This is a genomic window from Granulicella sp. L46 (assembly GCF_009765785.1).
In the GTDB taxonomy this organism is placed as follows: Bacteria; Acidobacteriota; Terriglobia; order Terriglobales; family Acidobacteriaceae; genus Granulicella.
In genome coordinates this window covers 18,806-35,629 of the sequence record NZ_LMUT01000012.1, presented here as the reverse complement: position 1 = coordinate 35,629, position 16,824 = coordinate 18,806, and the positions used below count along the sequence as shown (strand labels likewise).

15 protein-coding genes are annotated in these 16,824 nt (G+C 56.6%); 7 read left to right on the top strand and 8 right to left on the bottom strand.

The window, feature by feature from the left end; all coding sequences use genetic code 11:
* The first annotated feature begins 945 nt into the window (after window positions 1-945).
* Genes GSQ80_RS09405 through GSQ80_RS09390 form a run of 4 tightly spaced genes read left to right on the top strand, consistent with a single transcriptional unit; the run spans window position 946 to window position 3,597 of the window.
* Window positions 946-1,737 (top strand): SDR family oxidoreductase, encoded by a 792-nt coding sequence (locus GSQ80_RS09405; RefSeq protein ID WP_158787414.1) that lies wholly within the window; start codon window positions 946-948, stop codon window positions 1,735-1,737.
* 35 nt (window positions 1,738-1,772) lie between these two features.
* On the top strand, window positions 1,773-2,417 hold the full coding sequence (locus GSQ80_RS09400; protein WP_158787413.1) for an SRPBCC family protein: 645 nt from the start codon (window positions 1,773-1,775) through the stop codon (window positions 2,415-2,417).
* Between the two features lie 39 nt (window positions 2,418-2,456).
* Window positions 2,457-2,942: an alcohol dehydrogenase catalytic domain-containing protein gene (locus GSQ80_RS09395; RefSeq protein WP_254059549.1), complete on the top strand. Its 486-nt coding sequence runs from the start codon at window positions 2,457-2,459 to the stop codon at window positions 2,940-2,942.
* A complete protein-coding gene (locus tag GSQ80_RS09390; RefSeq protein ID WP_158787411.1) occupies window positions 2,869-3,597 on the top strand; it encodes a zinc-binding dehydrogenase in 729 nt (242 codons plus the stop codon). Before GSQ80_RS09395 ends, GSQ80_RS09390 begins: the two co-directional genes overlap by 74 nt.
* A 50-nt stretch (window positions 3,598-3,647) precedes the next feature.
* On the opposite strand, the gene GSQ80_RS09385 is transcribed toward GSQ80_RS09390, so the two are convergent.
* The 5 genes from GSQ80_RS09385 to GSQ80_RS09365 form a co-directional block, all read right to left on the bottom strand.
* Complete coding sequence (locus GSQ80_RS09385; RefSeq protein ID WP_158787410.1) at window positions 3,648-4,856, bottom strand: Gfo/Idh/MocA family protein; 1,209 nt, start codon at window positions 4,854-4,856, stop codon at window positions 3,648-3,650.
* A 75-nt stretch (window positions 4,857-4,931) separates the two neighbouring features.
* Entirely contained in the window at window positions 4,932-5,864 is a 933-nt protein-coding gene (locus GSQ80_RS09380) for a hypothetical protein (protein WP_158787409.1), read from the bottom strand.
* A complete protein-coding gene (locus GSQ80_RS09375; RefSeq protein ID WP_158787408.1) occupies window positions 5,854-6,570 on the bottom strand; it encodes a glycosyltransferase family 2 protein in 717 nt (238 codons plus the stop codon). Before GSQ80_RS09375 ends, GSQ80_RS09380 begins: the two co-directional genes overlap by 11 nt.
* Window positions 6,567-7,142 carry an SAM-dependent methyltransferase gene (locus GSQ80_RS09370; protein ID WP_158787407.1) on the bottom strand — a complete coding sequence of 192 codons (576 nt, stop codon included), beginning with the start codon at window positions 7,140-7,142 and terminating at the stop codon, window positions 6,567-6,569. The genes GSQ80_RS09375 and GSQ80_RS09370 overlap by 4 nt, the downstream gene beginning before the upstream one ends.
* Window positions 7,139-7,978 carry a PIG-L deacetylase family protein gene (locus tag GSQ80_RS09365; protein WP_158787406.1) on the bottom strand — a complete coding sequence of 280 codons (840 nt, stop codon included), beginning with the start codon at window positions 7,976-7,978 and terminating at the stop codon, window positions 7,139-7,141. Before GSQ80_RS09365 ends, GSQ80_RS09370 begins: the two co-directional genes overlap by 4 nt.
* A gap of 46 nt (window positions 7,979-8,024) precedes the next feature.
* Here GSQ80_RS09365 and GSQ80_RS09360 point away from each other — a divergent pair, with 46 nt between their 5' ends.
* Window positions 8,025-9,032, top strand: a complete 1,008-nt coding sequence (locus GSQ80_RS09360) for an SDR family oxidoreductase (RefSeq protein WP_158787405.1) — start codon at window positions 8,025-8,027, stop codon at window positions 9,030-9,032.
* 490 nt (window positions 9,033-9,522) lie between these two features.
* Window positions 9,523-11,823 (top strand): PAS domain S-box protein, encoded by a 2,301-nt coding sequence (locus GSQ80_RS09355; RefSeq protein WP_158787404.1) that lies wholly within the window; start codon window positions 9,523-9,525, stop codon window positions 11,821-11,823.
* A 127-nt stretch (window positions 11,824-11,950) separates the two neighbouring features.
* Here GSQ80_RS09355 and GSQ80_RS09350 read toward each other — a convergent pair whose 3' ends face one another.
* From GSQ80_RS09350 to GSQ80_RS09340, 3 genes are all read right to left on the bottom strand, one after another.
* Window positions 11,951-12,709, bottom strand: coding sequence for a sensor histidine kinase (locus GSQ80_RS09350; RefSeq protein WP_158787403.1), 759 nt, complete (start codon window positions 12,707-12,709; stop codon window positions 11,951-11,953).
* A 176-nt stretch (window positions 12,710-12,885) separates the two neighbouring features.
* Complete coding sequence (locus GSQ80_RS09345; protein ID WP_158787402.1) at window positions 12,886-13,683, bottom strand: transporter; 798 nt, start codon at window positions 13,681-13,683, stop codon at window positions 12,886-12,888.
* 107 nt (window positions 13,684-13,790) lie between these two features.
* The gene (locus tag GSQ80_RS09340) at window positions 13,791-14,252 is read right to left on the bottom strand and encodes a low affinity iron permease family protein (protein ID WP_158787401.1); all 462 of its coding nucleotides are present in this window, start codon (window positions 14,250-14,252) and stop codon (window positions 13,791-13,793) included.
* A gap of 386 nt (window positions 14,253-14,638) precedes the next feature.
* Here GSQ80_RS09340 and GSQ80_RS09335 point away from each other — a divergent pair, with 386 nt between their 5' ends.
* Window positions 14,639-16,756, top strand: a complete 2,118-nt coding sequence (locus GSQ80_RS09335; protein WP_174241330.1) for a catalase — start codon at window positions 14,639-14,641, stop codon at window positions 16,754-16,756.
* The last annotated feature ends 68 nt before the right edge of the window (window positions 16,757-16,824 follow it).

Below are 16,824 nucleotides of genomic sequence, written 5' to 3'. Positions count from 1 at the left end.
TCGGTTGCCGTTCGCCATTGGAAAAGTCATAACGTAGGAGCTCATTTCGGACTTGGTCGGAGATCGTTGCCGGACGAATCGCATAGGCAGATACCGCGGACCCACGCGCGCATCGTTGGCTCAGAAACTTTATTGGCCAAGCATTCTATGCTGGGGAGAATCGACCTCGAAATACTCCCAGAGTGCTTTGATATGGCAAAAACATATATTCGGAACATTTTGGACTTGGACAAGGGAACAAAGACTCGATGGAGTCTGACATGAAGCGCCTTTCCAAGAGCATCACTAAATGATCTGCGCCCGAAGACATAAGGTTGAGGAATCTAAAGTGGCACCGTGCGATAGCCTGAGCGCTAATCGACTCGTCAAGATGAAAAGTAGCGCCGAATCAGCCCTAAACCCGACGCGAAAGAAAGCCGCTAAAACGGTGTAGATGTGACATCAGGCGTATCTGACGCTGTAGCTCTCTATAGAACGCAAACAGACCGGAATCGGTTTTCGAAATATTGAAATTGACCCAAAACGTGAAGTTATTCAGCCCGGTATCGCTAGGTCGTCGATCCTTGCTCGCAACTTCCTTTGCGCGTTTCCGGTTCGTGTCCAGCGATTCACGAATGCCATGACTATTGAACGACGCATATGATCTCGCGGGTGGCGGTCCCAGCTACCTCTCCGGAACTGCGAAATCTTCCGCTCTTGGGGCGGACCCAATAGATCGAATTAAACACGATTGACTGCTCGTCCGAAGACCCTCCGTTAGAACCGCGCCAGTGCAGGGGAAGATGGAAGTTTTGCGCCTTCATTTGACCGTTTTCCACGGTGTTTCATGCTAACCCCAATAACTTCGATCGGATCAATCTAGCGCAACAGTGTTTGCGCGAATTCGCGAAGCGGCATCCTATGGCGTGGCGCGATCGCGAGCATACAGGATTTGGAGCAACATCCATGGCAAATCAACTTGCCTTAGTAACCGGGGCCTCCAGTGGGATAGGCCTCTCCCTCACAAAAGAATTAGCCTCTCGCGGATATGATCTCGTGGTCTGTTCCGCGGGCGAACGCCTGGCCGACGCGGCCGCACAACTCGACGAACTCGACGTAGACGTCATCGAAATCCAGGCGGATCTCGCCACGCGCGAAGGCGTTGAAACCCTTTGGGAAGCCATCGAAAGCACTGGCCGACCCCTCGCCGTTGCTTGTATCAATGCTGGTGTTGGTGTCGGCGGAGAATTCTCCGACACCGACCTCGACGAAGAACTCAACATGGTCGAACTCAACTGCGCCGGCACCGTCCAGCTCGCTAAGTACGTCGTTCGTCACATGAAGAAACGCGATGACGGAAGAATTCTTTTCACCGCCTCCATCGCCGGTGAGATGGTAGCTCCTCGCGAGGCAGTGTACGCAGCCACCAAGGCCTTTGTTCTTTCCTTCGCTCACAGCGTGCGCTATGAGCTCCGCGATTCCGGCATCACGGTTACGGCGCTTCAGCCCGGCCCAACCGACACCGACTTCTTCCATCGCGCCGGTATGGACGACACATCCGTGGGCCAGGATGGCAAGAAAGAAAGTGAGCCGGACGAGGTGGCGCACCAAGGCCTCGAAGCTCTCTTCAATGGGAAAGACCATGTCTATTCCGCATCGTTGAAGACCAAGGTGGAAGGTATGCTCGCGAACGTTGTGCCCGGCTCCGTCAAGGGCGCAATGCACGAAAAAATGGTCAAGCCAGCCAGCGAAAAGTAGTTAGACAATCCAGTGCAACCTCAGAAAGGGAGTCCATGTCAACAGCACTCAACGAAAAACCCAATGCAGAATCGCTACCCGCGTCCTCGGGCGCGGCGATCCTGCAGGACGGACACTACCTCGCTCCTCCCGAGGACAAAGATGGAAAACTATGGGCCAGAACGACTGCGCTCATCCAAGGTTCCCCGGACGATCTTTATGCCCTGTGGCGTGCCAACGAGAACACCCCCTTATGGCAGGAACAGATCGAAGAGGTCGTCATTACTGGCGTCAACACATCGCGCTGGACGATGAAAGATGGCGACAAGACCATCACCTGGAACGCCGAGATCGTCGCCGACGAACCCGGGAAGCGAATTGTCTGGCGGTCGCTCGATGGCGACATCAACGAGGCAGGCGAGGTGATCTTCGAACCTGCTCCGGCAGATCGCGGAACCTTCGTGACCGTGTTGATGGAGTTCCGCATCGGCAAGCTCGCCAGCGCGTGGGAGACCCTCACCGGCCGCAATCCCAAGCAAGGCGTCATCGAAAATCTTCGCCACTTCAAAGCGCTCGCGGAGACGGGCGAGATTCCGAACTCGCAGACCGCACCGCACGGCGACCGCGGGGTTGTCGGCAAGATGAAGCGATCTCTCTACGGCGAAACCATTCCAACGCCTCCAGGCGCAACCGCGGTTTAGTCCGCGAGAAACGGTGTCAAAATGAAAGCTCTCTGTTGGATGGGTACAAGTAAAGTCGAAACACTAACGGTTCCAGACCCTGAATTGGTCAACCCGCACGACGCCATTATTAAAATCACACGCACCGCAATCTGCGGTTCGGACCTCCACCTCTATGACGGCTTCATTCCGACCATGGAGGCCGGCGACATCATGGGGCATGAGTTCATGGGGATAGTCGAAGAAGTCGGTAAGGACGTCCACAATCTCAAGCGCGGAGATCGCGTCGTCGTTCCGTTTACCATCGCGTGTGGCAACTGCCTGTTCTGCAAAAAGAAGATCTGGTCAGCGTGCGACAACACGAATCCAAACGCACATCTCATGGAAGCCGCGTACGGCTATTCTGGCTCCGGCCTCTTCGGCTACTCGCACATGATGGGTGGCTACGCGGGCGGGCAGGCGCAGTACGCGCGTGCCCTTCGCCAACGTCGGCCCGTTGAAGCTCGAGACGGACCTGCCCGACGAGAAAGTGCTCTTCCTCTCTGACATTTTTCCAACCGGCTACATGGCCGCCGAGAACGCGCAAATCCTTCCCGGCGATACGGTTGCCGTCTGGGGTTGCGGACCCGTCGGCCAGTTCGCGATTGCGAGCGCGTTCATGCTCGGCGCCGCGCGCGTCATCGCCATCGACCGCGTGCCGGAACGCCTCGCCCTGGCACGCTCCATTGGCGCCATTACAGTCGACTACGCGGAAGATGACGTCAAAGTCCTGACCGCCCTGAAGGACCTCACCGGCGGTATCGGACCCGATAGCTGTATCGATGCCGTGGGCCTCGAAGGACACTCCTCGCAGTTGCAGGGCATCTACGACAAAATCAAAACGGCCGTCATGTTCGAGACCGATCGCCCCGTCGTTCTGCGCCAGGCCATCCAGGCCGTTCGGAAGAGCGGCACGCTTTCCATTCCCGGCGTGTACGGCGGTTTGTTAGACAAGGTGCCCTTCGGCGCAGCCTTCGGTAAAGGCATCACGATGAAGATGGGCCAGACCAATATGCACAACTACATGAAGCCGTTGCTGGAGCGCATCGAGAAGAATCAGATCGATCCGAGCTACATCATCTCCACCGCATCACGCTCGACCAGGCGCCCGAGATGTACAAGGTGTGGCGTGACAAGAAGGAAAACGTCACGAAAATCGTGATCGATCCCTGGCAGTAATCATTGCGCGTCGGGCTCGCTTGGTCCGGCGGACTAAGCGAGCTTAACCGCCCGCCCGCTCGCCGCAGACTCATAAATCGCTTCCATGATTCGGTGATCCCGCAATCCCTCTTCTCCCGGCGTGCGTGGCGTTTTGTCTTCCAGGATGCATTCGCAAAAGTGGTCCATTTCCAGCGCAAACTGGTCTTTCTCCTCAATCTGCGGCGTCATCTGAATCTCTCCGCCGTCTTGCAAATGAGACCACGTGAGTTTGTTGCCGTGGTACCCAAACGCGGGTGAAAGCTCAGCCCAGGCGGTCGTCCCTTCCATGCGCAAAAGTGCGCTCTTGTGCACGTCGTAGCTCGTGGTGCAGGTCGCGATATACCCGCTTAGAAACTTCAACGCAAAGCTACACGACGCCTCCACCTCCTTGAATCGCGGATCGTCCTTAGGTTGATTAATCGTCGCAAGCACCTCGACGGGCTCCTGCTCGGAAAGAAATCGCGACGCGTTGAGACAGTAAAGCCCGACATCCGGAAGACAGCCGCCACCTGCCAGCGCCTTCTTCAATCGCCACTGCGTAGGATCGCCCTGCCGCTGCGAGTTCGAAGCGACAAACCCTCTGAGCTCTCCAAGCTTTCCTTGCTGCACCAACTTCCGCAGCGCCTCGTTATGCGGCTCGTACTGCTGCCGATACGCAATCATCAACTTTACCTTTGCGTGGCCGCATGCAACGATCATCTGTTCGGCCTCGCGGCTGCTGGTCGCCATGGGCTTTTCGCACAGAATGTGTTTCCCGGTTTTTGCTCCGCGAAGAACATACTCAGCGTGCATCGAATTCGGCAAAACAATGTAGATAACCTTGACCTCCGGGTTCTCCCGCAAGCGCTCAAAGTTTGCATAATCGTAGACACTCGCCGGCTTGATTCCATACTGCGCGGCGAGCTTCATAGCCTTACCGCGGTCGCCGCTCACCAGCGCCACAGGCTTCGCGTACTTGGAACCGCCGAAGGCCGGCAGGATCTGGTCAATCGACAGTCTTCCAAGCCCGACGATCGCGAACCCAATCCGCTCGTCCCCCGCCAGAAAAGGTCCCGGCGCTTTTTCGTCCTGCTCTGACGGTCCATGGATTTGTGGAAGCTGCACCGCGTCCTGCGCATTGGGAAGTGCAGAACTCGACTGCGCAAGACTAGTCGTGGCGAGCGTCGTGGCCGCGGCAGCGGAGCGAAGAAATAGACGGCGGGAGATAGAGCTATCAGTCATACACTGTCAGATGCGTTCGCACAGATTCGCGTCGTTCGCACGATCGGCCCCGGCCCAATTCCCGAGCAAGATTCTCTACGTTTGTTTGACCGCACGAAGCACCCGTCCCAGCGCTTCGAGATCCCGCTCAGCGTGGCATTGCCGCACATACAAATCGAGCTCCTGGTATCGCCTGGAAATTGCCTCGTCCATTGCCAGCGGATGCGGCCCGTACGCCCTTGCCAGCCTGCGGATCACGTCCGTGCAACCCTGCTCGACGAGATGCCGCACCCGCAGCGCCCGTATCTGCGCGCTGTCAATCGCATCCCACGCATCGTCGATCTCATCGCCCGCGACGCGCAGCACAGCCTCCATCGACCACACCGCCGCGCTCATCGCCCCAAGATGCGCCTGCGTGTGCGCATCGTCACGCGTTTGCTTGAAGGCCCATTGCACGAGCCCCGCCGCCCCACCTGCCCAGCACGCTGCCGGACCGCAGGCCCCGTGCCAGAAGCCAGGGCGCCAAAGATAGAATCCGGCCTCGCCGATGACGTCCGCTTCCTTCACAGCAACCGCATCGAGGGTTGCCAAGGAAGTCTTCGTCTCAGAAAACGCGCTCGTCTTCCATGCACCGTCGTCGAAGTGTATCTCACCAACTCGTCCTCGCAGGTCGACATCCACCAGTCGCGCCTCGGGCTCCTTCACCGTGACCAAGGCGCGATCCACGATCCCGGCGCCACTGCAAAACGGCTTCGCCCCAGAGAGAACAAGCCCCTCCATCCGCAGCACCTTGTCAGGAGCCTCAGCAGCCCAAACGCCGTACAGGACGCCCTGTTCGGCGTCACGCCCCGCCTCGGCAAGAATCGCGACCGCGTCCCAATGCGCCTCCACCAGTCGCGCCAGCGAGACATCCTCACGCCCCACCTCAAATAGTCGCCGATGCCGTTCCGCCGTCTTTCCGCTACCCGATAAAGGCACAGGCTTGGCGATCACTTCCCGCACTCGAGCGATCAGCGCGTCACGCGTCAAGCGCCACCTCGTTATGCGCAGCCAGTGCGCCCGCGAACCCCATCGGCGCGCGTCCAACGCGCCTGCCACTCGTCACCACGCGTAGATGGCTCGGCGAAAACATGCGGGCACCGCTCGCCCGCAGCCGCGCCCAAAGATCGTGATCCTCCGCCGTCCGCAGGTCTGCCCATCCACCCGCACGCAGATACGCATCCGCACGAACGCCCAGGTTCGCGCCATGCACATGCGGATGCGTTCCGTCCGAATGAAGCAGGTACGTCTCTCGAAAGCGTTGCGGCACGCAAAGATCATGTTCCTCGAACGAGTCGACATCGATGGTGCCAGCTACAGCCTCAATCCCTGCAATCGCGATTTCCAGTTGATCAGTGAGCCACGTGCTCGGAACCCAACAGTCCGCATCCGTGTTCGCCAGCCACAACGTCGAAGCACCGAGCGTGCGTCGTTTGAGCGCCTCTTTGGCAGCCATCGCGCGCGCAATCCCCACAATGCCTGCTTCGCTACGAATGACGGAGCCGGCACCGTCCAGGATCGTCTGCGCAATCTCGAAACTGCTGTCGATCGAGCGATCCACTGCGATAATCACGTCGCAAGTCGCTCTCCCTTCCAGCGCAGCCCGGGCCTCCAACACGGATCGGAGGCAGCGCGGCAGCAAATCTTCTTCGTCTCTCGCAGGAATCAAAACGCTGATGTGCCACATATTGGTCATATCCGATCCCACCGATCCAACCGAAATTTCTCGTAACGCTCCGAGCAACTCAGCCGCAATTCACTTAGCCCGCCGAGAACTTTGTGCACACGATTGCCGCTCAATACATGGTCTTTCGACGTGCCCAGCCAATGCGCAGCCAACAGTGTTCCGGACGATGAAATACGGTTCACCAGCGATTTGCCCAACTCCCGCAGACGAGCCTCGTCGAAGTAATAACCAATCTCAGAAAATACGATTAGGTCGAAGAACCCGTCTGGAATGTGATGCGGGAGACCGCCCGCATGCAGGGTTACGTTGGATAACCCGGAGCATCGAAGTTTTGCTCGATCAATCGCAGTCGCGGATATATCCATGGCATCCACGAGTTCGCAATGCGACGCCAGCCGCCACGTCAACTCGCCCACCGAGCACCCGGGCTCAAACGCCCGCTCATATCGCCGTTCCCCTAACGCGGAAATGATCGCGCCGTAACGCGATCGCTCGTACTCACTCCGCGCAAAATCCCACGGGTCCGCGTTCTCGCGATACTTCTGCTCGAAGAATTCCGCGCTGGTGGTCGAAGCATTCACAGGACAAACACCTCAAAGGGCATACGCGCCGGCCACAGCAAATTCTCCGGAAGAATCTCTGGCTCCGGCTCATGTCTGAGCTGCGACGCGTGACACGCCAGCGCCCCAAGCTTCGCCTCCATCATGTCTTCATTGAGTGGAAACATCCTCAATGCCAAACCCTCCACCGTCGCGACCGTTCCTCGATGCCATGTCCAAAAGAAGTAGGAAATCAGCTTTGCTCCGACCTTGTGAGCCACCGACGCAGCCGCTCGCGCGCATGCCTCATGGTCAGGATGAAAGTCTCCAGCCCAAGGGGCAAACACCTGGGTCTCGGCGGAAATCAACGTGCCGAGCCGAGCCACCAAATCACCCTCTTGAGTCGCTACGCCACTGTCGGTCAACCCCAACCGCACGATTTTGTGCTCAGCCACTCCCAGCTTTTCCAGCGCACGCGTTTGTTCCTTCTTCCGGAGCTCGGCTAGTCCTTCGTTCTCCGTATAGGCATGCTCGCCGTCCGTAACCGCGACGATAGTAATGTCTGCACCCATCATTCGCAATGCCGCGATCACTCCACCGACGGCCAGCGTTTCATCATCTGGATGCGGAACCACGACGAGGGTCGGCGCGCAGTCCGGCTGCCAGGCGGGGAGGCCGTTCAGCCGGCGCTTCCACTCGGTTTCACTGAACAACGGGACGACCATAACGAGAATCAGATGCAGAAATGCGTCCAGGAGCCGTGTTGCAACAGTGGGATGACAAATTCTCTTAGTTTCTTTGACGGCATCGACGGCCCACCGCGCGAAGCAATTCTTAGTCCGCGCCTGGTGTCCGAACATCAAGATTTCAGAATGCACGATGTCCTGGTGCACTCTCCATCCCACTGCAAAAAAGAGATCTACGATGACTTCTGATAAAACGATTTCGCGACGCAACCTTGTCGCCAACCTAAGCGCAGGCATGGCAGGCGCTGCACTAACCGCGGCAGTCCCTTCCGCATCCGCGCAGACATCCAGCGCCTCCACTGCCGCACCGTTCGTCGACCCCACCACAAAATATCCCAAGCCTCCCTACCCCGGCCAATCGCAGCCGTGGCCAGGCCTCGCCAGCAAGATGAATCCTCGTCCGGATCACGGCGAGACCAGCTACAAAGGCTCCGGCCGACTGCTGGGACGCAAGGCCCTCATCACCGGCGGCGACTCCGGCATGGGACGCGCAGCCGCTATTGCCTACGCTCGCGAAGGCGCCGACGTTGTCATCAGCTACTACCCCACCGAAGATTCGGACGCCCGCGAGGTAATTCAGCTGATCGAAGCGGCGGGGCGCAAGGCCATCCCCATGCCAGGCGATCTGCGCGACGAAAAGTACTGCGAGGAGCTGGTCCGCAAGTCAGCAGCCGCACTCGGGGGCCTCGACATCGTCGTGTGCAACGCTGGCCGTCAGCAGCAGTGCGAGGACATCCTCCAGCTCACGACGGAAGCCTTCGACGCAACGATGAAGACCAACATCTACGCGCCCTTCTGGATCATCAAGGCAGCCCTCCCTCACCTGCAACCCGGCTCCTCCATCATCGCAACGACCTCCGAGCAGGCCTATGATCCGGCGGCCAATTTGTACGACTACGCTCAGACCAAAGCCGCCACCATGAATTACGTCAAGTCCCTCGCCAAGCAGTTTGGTCCCAAGGGCATCCGTGTCAATGGCGTTGCTCCCGGCCCCATCTGGACGCCGCTCCAGGTTTCCGGTGGTGCCACGCAGGATCACCTCATTCACTTCGGGCAAACCTATCCCCTGCGACGCGCGGGGCAGCCTGCAGAGCTCGCCAGCATTTACGTTCAGCTCGCGGCCAATGATGCCAGCTACACAACCGGCAACATTTATGGTGCCGGGGGTGGAATGGGTCAGCCGTAGACTGGCACTGCCCTTAAGTTGGATGGATCCCTTTCGCAGTGGTCACGGGGACGCGTTTCCGTGGGAGGGTTGTCCAAGTCGGCGTTGTCGATTTGGCTTGACTTGCCAAAAAGGCCGTATCGCAGGGGCCGTATCGCAGGAACTGCCATGCGTTTCAAGCAGATCGCTTCCTCCGTTCCCCAGGGCTGAAGCTTCGAAAACACCAAGCTATTCTGGATCCCGGCGGCCGTCTGGGGGTGATTTGGTCTACGGAGGAGGTGCACCGGCAAACGCTTCGATGTTCGATCGAAGCTCCTCCTAAGGATAGGGCTGACCGACTTCGAGCGCAAATTCCATCAGGAAAGGCAGATTTGCCGAAATACAGGCATTATCAGACTGCAATGCTGACACCGTGCAGACACTACTTGCGGATCTCAGCTACGATAGGCTCTTGCGTCAGGAGAACTGAACGGTGGAGCAGTCTGAAAGTCGTATTATCGGCACCGGAGAAATGGCAGATCTGGTGCGCAGTTACGACTGGAGCTCTACTTCACTGGGCCCAATCGATACCTGGTCCAAGGAACTTCTCACCATTGTCAATCTGACTCTAGCCTCGTCCTCGCCCGCAAGGACCATGTGGGGACCTCAGCTGATCTTGATCTATAACGACGCATACCGTCCGATTCCTGGCCCGCGTCACCCCTCAGCTCTGGGAAAATCAGCCCGCGAGGTCTATAGCGAGTCCTGGCCAGTCGTTGGACCCCTTTTGGAGGAGGCGCTTGCAACGGGTAAGACCGTCTTCCACGAGAAACTCCTAGTCCCCCTACCAACGTTAGATGGCGTCAGGGACGCATACCTGAACTACTCGTTCAATCCCATCTTCCAAGACGGAGCGATCGCCGGCCTCTTTGGCGCTCTCCACGATGTAACAGGCGAGGTCGTCGCGGTTCGCAAGCTGGCGGAGAGCGAAGCTCGCGCTTCCAGAATTTTGCAAAGTATCGGGGACGCCGTCATCGTGACCGATGAACATGCTTCCATCACCGACATGAACCACGTCGCCGAAAGCCTGACAGGTTGGAACATCGCCGAGGCACGAGGTCAGCACTTGAGCAACGTGTTCCACATCGTTGATGAGTGTCTGAGGGAGCCAGTAGAGAGCCCTGCGGCGAAGGTGCGCCGTCTCGGGACGATTGTTGGTCTTGCCAATCACACCATCCTGATACGAAAGGATGGGGGCGAAACCGCGATTGATGATAGCGGCGCACCGATTTGGAATGATGATGGGAAACTAACCGGTGTAGTTCTGGTTTTCCGCGACATCACGGAGCGAAAGCTCGCTGAACAGGTCGCACTGCAAGAGAGAACTAGAGCGTTCGAAGCGCTTCAGCAAGCCCCAGTCTTCTTTGCCCTGTTACAAGGACCTGACCACGTCTTCAGCATGGTCAATCCTCGCTACCTGCGCCTCGTAAATCAACGCGATGTCCTGAACAAACCCGTGCGCGTTGTCCTTCCGGAGGCTGTCAAACAGGGTCACATCGAAATCCTCGATAAGGTCTTCCAAGGCGAACCCTTTGTTGGTAATGGCCTTCGATTTGAAATCCAAGCCGACACAGATCTTCCCCCAGATGTGCGCTATGTTGACTTTGTGTATCAGCCGTTACGCGAGGCCGACGGACGCGTGTCGGGGGTCATCGTAGTCGGAATCGATGTGACCGAGCGGAAAAAAGCTCAGGAGTCGCTCCGGCGGCTTGCGGCAATCGTTGACACATCTCAGGATGTCATCCTCAGTAAGAACCTGAACGGAATCATAACGAGTTGGAACGCTGCCGCCACACGGGTCTTCGGGTACTCTGCAGAGGAGATGATCGGCGCGTCCATTCTGAAGCTTATTCCGGAGCATCTTCACTCCGACGAGAAGACCATCATTGAACAGATTCGCGCTGGACGTCGTTTAGAGCATTTCGAGACAGTGCGCATGAAGAAAGACGGCGGCCTGCTGGATGTCTCGCTCACGATCTCGCCAGTGAAGGATGAAGAAGGCAACATTATTGGAGCTTCCAAGATTCTCCGTGATATTTCCGACCGCAAACGGATGGAGCGATCTCTCCTGCAGGCGGAGAAGATTGCGGCTACGGGTCGTATGGCAGCGACGATCGCGCATGAGATCAATAATCCTCTAGAAGCAGTCATGAATTTGCTCTACCTACTTCGTTCGAAGATCAGCGACGAAGACGGCCTCAACTACCTTTCCACCGCCGAAGGTGAACTTGGTCGCGTGTCCCATATCGCGAAGCAGACGCTCGGGTACTATCGCGAACACGCCGCGGCGACTTTGGCATCTTTGTGTGAGATAGCGCAGCATGCAGTCACGATCTACGAGCCGCGATGCGACTCGGCCGGCATCAAGATCAGCACCTCGTTCCGATCTTCGCGTAGCGTGACACTGCGGCGAGGAGAAATGATGCAGGTTATCTCTAATCTATTGGCGAACTCCATCTACGCTATGCCGACCGGAGGCAATCTATCCGTCGTCGTAGAGGACACCGAGAAACCTGGGAGTGGAATTGGAATGATCATTTCGGACGATGGCGTGGGCATCGCATCGGAGGATCTTCCCAGGGTATTTGAGGCCTTCTTTACGACCCGTACCACGGTTGGGACTGGAATTGGGCTATTTGTTGCGAAGCAGTTTATCGAGGGCCATGGAGGACAAATAAGCATCACGAGCCAAAATGACGCGGAAAACCACGGCACAACAATCCGGATATTTATACCCCTACGAACGCCGTACGAAGTCGCACAATGCGCGTGAAATCGGGTCAATGGACAGTGCTTGAGAATCGCGTCAGAGCTGGTGAAATCCTTTTCTGTTCATTAGAAGTTGAGTTATCGAAAGCCTACGTTGTATGAAGTTGAACGACCCTAAGAATGCACGCAAGCTAATCTGCAGACGTAACGGCGTCGGCAGGACGTCTGACTGGCAATGAAATTCTGAACGTGGTTCCGTTTCTGCGCGGCAATGCGCTGCTACGGGCTGAGATTGTCCCGGCATGTCGTTCGACAATTTTCTTCGACAGCGCCAGTCCCAGACCGGTCCCTCTGTTTTCCTTGGTCGTGAAAAACGGCTCGAACAAGCGCGCAACCTGTTCGGGTCCCATACCCTGGCCATTATCGGCAACGAGCAACTGCACATGGGCGCCGCGCTTTCTGAGGCGAAAAGAAATAGTTCCGCCGTCGGGAACAGCGTCGAGGGCATTCGCCAATAGATTAGAGATCACCTGCAGTATTTCTCCCGTGTAGATTTCGGCAGATGTTTCTTCAGAGAAGTCGCGCACGAGATGGATCTTCTGAGCGGTAATGCGTCGATGATGAATGCGGATAGCGGCTTCGGCGACCTCGACCAAGTCTGTCTCCATTGGTGCAGGTAGGATCCGAGCCAAACTTAATGTTTGGGCTGCGATTTGATGTACGGTTGCCATCTGCTCGTTCGCCTGACGCAGGTGTTCGCGTACAGTAAGCGGGTCATCTTCCTCGTGCGCAAGGTGGATCAGGTAGCCCACGGCCTCGAGTGGGTTGCGGATTTCATGCATCACTTCGAGAGCGAACCGCCCCGCCAATGCCTGCTCTCCCGCCTTCCGTAGTGCCTCCGCCGATATATCAAGCTTCGAGCGCAAATCTCGAACAATGTCCGATTCCATAGCTACCCCCTATTCAAGGCTTACAAGCTCTGGAAAAGACGTTTTGGCCTTGTACCGACATAAGACCGTGTGGTCCAGCGAACAGCTTGGCGTGTGAGATGCATCACCCGTGGAATCTGTTGGATGAAAGCAGGTTGTTCGCTTCTCAATGCACGAGCGATGTTAGTGCACTCCTCTCAGGGAAAGTCGACCGATACGCCGATCTGTCCGCCGATTCGCGGGCTTGCGATGTAAACGCCTCCGAGGAGACCGAAACACAGGGCAACGTTCTTGCGGACGTTATACTGGCCGCCAAACATTCCCTGCAGCTGGCTTCTGCCCAGATCGCCGCTATCCGTATACGCGCCGTAAATCTCACCTCCCAGCGATAGGCGATCGTTGAGGTCGTGCAGTAGCGAAAGGCCGTATGTGTAGACCTGCCCACGCGTGTTCTCGGTTCCGATTACGCCGGTGCTGGTATTGCCCGCGAAGAGAATCCCAACGTTTCCATTGATCCTGGTTTCTTTCGATAGGGATTTTTGCAAGATCACGTTAAGGGCATAGTCGGTCAGTCCAGAACCAAGTTGCTGGCTGGCGTCTCCGGTCGGGAACTCCGTGTAGAAACTCGCGCTAAGCGCTGGATGCCGGCTGCCCTCTGATTCCTTCAGGAAATTCCACTTCACTCCCAGGTTTGTGTCGCCGACACCGTTGGAGGGCTCCTTCCCGGCGGAGCGCTGGATGTAGATGTACGGAGCGTCCAAGTCCAACTCCAGGTTGTGTCGTAGGCCATAGTTGATTTTTAGATTGGAGGTGTTCTGACGGAGGTTTGGGTACTGAAGTTGAAGGGCGTCGTATTCATTGAAGAACTCGAGGTGCCATTTCCCGCGCGCCGTGACACTAGGGTCGTCGGTATAGAAAGGCAGCTGAGCATACAGCGAGTTTGAGCTGCCGAGCACCGTGAGGAGCAATAAAAGAGTGCAGATAGCCGGGGGCATCGAATGAGATTCTCAGTGGAGCAACAACGGAAGGCAATGAGAGAGATCGTCTTCAGGGTTCGCGGCGAGTGGACGTTTGCTACCGCATCTTCAGCCGACGCGCGTAATCAGTGCTTAGGCGTGGCGCCTTCACGACGAATGCACTCAGCACGAATTTGCTCATATCGTGCCTGCATAGTATCCAGTTCTTCGTCGCTCAGCTTCTCGATATCTAGCATCTGATCGCCTGCTGCTGCCGTTGCGTAGATCAGCTCATTCAACTTCAGGTTGATCGCCTTTGCATCCCTATTCTGCGTGTTTTGTATGAGAAAGACCATGAGGAAGGTGACGATGGTTGTGCCGGTGTTGATGACGAGTTGCCAGGTATCGGAATAATGGAACAGCGGACCGCAACATGCCCAGGCAATGATAATGAGGATCGCGCCTAGAAAGGCCCACTTTGAACCGAGCCATCCCGAAGCCTTGGCGGCGAAGGTGCCGAAGGCGTCGTGATTCGAGTTCTTCGTGGCAAACTGCTTCGATTCGGCCAGAGCTCGAGTGTGCAAGTCCTTTGCGTTCTTGTCATTCATGCTGGTCCACCCTTTGTCGAGCAATGAGATGAACGTGAGCCCGACTAGGTTGCCGGACCCTTCGCTAGGGACTGCGACTTGGAGGATCTTGGGAAGAACATCTGTTTCCAGGCGGCACTCACTCGGGCCCCGTTTCGAGCTTTATTTTCTCTCTCGGGATGGAAACTTCACGAAGCGGTTGGTAGCAACTGCCTAAACGTCCAACAGTTCGCGCGGGGCGTATCGGTGATTCTGACGGGCTCATTATGAGTACCGTCCAGGTGAACCCGAAAATGTGGAGTTCGGGATCGCCAGACATACTATGTGTCCTTCGCATCTCATGGACTACTGGATTTTGATCGGCAGCCGTCTTTGGCTCTGAGCTATCCGGTCCAAAGGGGATCACAGTGAAAAAACAACCAGCTCTAAAGTCAACCGTGGCCAAAAAGACGAGCGAGGGCACCGGTAACGGCGGGGAATTTCATCAATTCAGTGGCGGAACCCATGCCCAACTCACTACCCAGCAGGGACAGGCGATCTCTGATGACGAGAACTCGCTCAAGTTATCGAATACGGCGCGTCCAGGTCCGGTACTCCTTGAAGACTTTGTGCTGCGTGAAAAGATTAATCACTTCGACCATGAGCGCATTCCGGAGCGCATTGTGCATGCACGGGGTGCCGCAGCCCACGGGTATTTTGAGCTGACCGATTCTCTTGAAAAGTATTCCAAAGCGCGCGTGCTGAGTCAGGTGGGCGAAAAGGTTCCCGTGTTCGCTCGATTCTCTACCGTTGCCGGAAATGCCGGCTCACCGGATCTGGCACGAGACGTTCGCGGGTTCGCGGTCAAACTCTATACCCAAGAAGGAAACTGGGACTTGGTTGGAAACAACATACCTGTTTTCTTCATCCAGGATGCAATCAAATTTCCTGACCTCATTCATGCAGCCAAGCAAGAGCCGGATCGCGGATTCCCGCAGGCTCAGACCGCCCACGACACGTTCTGGGATTTCGTCTCCCTGACCCCAGAGAGCACGCACATGCTCATGTGGATCATGTCGGACAGGGCGATCCCGCGCGCGTTTAAAAACATGGAGGGATTTGGTGTTCACACTTTTAGGTTGATTAACGCGGCTGGGAAGACTACTTTCGTCAAGTTTCATTGGCGGCCGAAGGCGGGCCTACAATCAGTCATCTGGGATGAGGCTCTGAAGATCAATGGCGGAGATCCTGACTACCACCGCCGTGACCTTTGGAATTCGATCAATGAAGGTAAATTTCCAGAGTGGGAGCTGGCGGTGCAACTGTTCGACGAACGCTTCGTCGATAAGTTTGAGTTTGATGTCCTCGATGCGACCAAGCTAATCCCGGAAGAGCAGGTGCCGCTTCGCGTCATCGGACGAATGGTTCTCGATCGTAACCCCACAAATTACTTCTCTGAGACAGAGCAAGTTGCCTTCATGACGCAGAACGTTGTTGCGGGTATCGATTTCTCCAACGATCCCCTGCTCCAGGGACGAAATTTCTCATATCTGGATACGCAGCTTTCCCGTCTTGGAGGTCCTAACTTCGCGCAGCTTCCGATCAACGCCCCGAAGTGCCCCATGATGAACTTTCAGCGCGACGGTCATATGCAATTCCAGACTCCTCCAGGACGAGTTTCATATTCCCCAAGTTCTTTGGAGCAGAACACCGCTCGGGAGGATCCACGCACTGGATTCACTTCGGCCAAGGAGCATGTTGAAGGGGATAAGCTGAGAGTGCGTCCTGAACTCTTCGCGGACCACTTCAGCCAGGCTCGCCAGTTCTTCTTCTCGCAGACTGAAACCGAGCAGAACCACATCGTTTCGGCATTCATCTTTGAGTTGAGCAAAGTGGAAACGGAGGCAGTCCGATTGCGGGTACTTGGCCAACTTGCAAATGTTGATAATGGGATCGCTCAGCGAGTTGCCAATGGCCTAGGAATAAAGGGGAAGATCGAAAAGGTCGCCACGACTGTTCCGGCCCGCGAAGATCTTCCTGAGTCCCCTGCCCTCAGCATTCTCAAAAAGGCGAAGAAGTCGTTAGAAGGCAAGCTGATCGGCTGCCTGATTGCGGACGGTTCTGAAGCAACGGTCGTCGCCAATCTTCGTAAAGGCGCGAAAAAGGCCGGCGCAGATCTTAAGATGATCGCCCCGAAAATAGGTGGGGCAATCGCAAAAAATGGTGCGGTTATTGAGGCTGATTTCCAGTTAGCGGGGGGGCCGTCGGTTCTTTTCGACTGCATCTTCCTCGCCCTGTCGCCGGAAGGCGCCGCCGCTCTTTCTAGTGAAGCCGCGGCCGTGGCTTTTGTACATGACGCTTTTTCCCACTTGAAGGTGATCGGTGCTACACCGGACGCCCAGCCTTTGCTTGACAAAGCGGGAGTGTTGGCAGACAAGGGCGTCGTTTCTGCAAACAAAAAGGGTGCGCCAATAGATGACTTTCTCACTCGGGCCGCAATGGGTCGCATATGGGAAAGAGAGCCTTCCGTCCGAACCATTTACTAGGAATCATGTGAATATCGGTTCCATTGGCATATTTTGTGCCTCGAATATTACGGCGAAGCCCCTCCGCA

Coding starts and splice junctions, on each gene's coding strand:
- GSQ80_RS09355 (WP_158787404.1), top strand. CDS start 9,523: ATGGCAGATCTGGTGCGCAGTTACGACTGGAGCTCTACTTCACTGGGC.
- GSQ80_RS09375 (WP_158787408.1), bottom strand. CDS start 6,570: ATGACCAATATGTGGCACATCAGCGTTTTGATTCCTGCGAGAGACGAA.
- GSQ80_RS09405 (WP_158787414.1), top strand. CDS start 946: ATGGCAAATCAACTTGCCTTAGTAACCGGGGCCTCCAGTGGGATAGGC.
- GSQ80_RS09340 (WP_158787401.1), bottom strand. CDS start 14,252: ATGAATGACAAGAACGCAAAGGACTTGCACACTCGAGCTCTGGCCGAA.
- GSQ80_RS09350 (WP_158787403.1), bottom strand. CDS start 12,709: ATGGAATCGGACATTGTTCGAGATTTGCGCTCGAAGCTTGATATATCG.
- GSQ80_RS09360 (WP_158787405.1), top strand. CDS start 8,025: ATGACTTCTGATAAAACGATTTCGCGACGCAACCTTGTCGCCAACCTA.
- GSQ80_RS09385 (WP_158787410.1), bottom strand. CDS start 4,856: ATGACTGATAGCTCTATCTCCCGCCGTCTATTTCTTCGCTCCGCTGCC.
- GSQ80_RS09345 (WP_158787402.1), bottom strand. CDS start 13,683: ATGCCCCCGGCTATCTGCACTCTTTTATTGCTCCTCACGGTGCTCGGC.
- GSQ80_RS09400 (WP_158787413.1), top strand. CDS start 1,773: ATGTCAACAGCACTCAACGAAAAACCCAATGCAGAATCGCTACCCGCG.
- GSQ80_RS09395 (WP_254059549.1), top strand. CDS start 2,457: ATGGGTACAAGTAAAGTCGAAACACTAACGGTTCCAGACCCTGAATTG.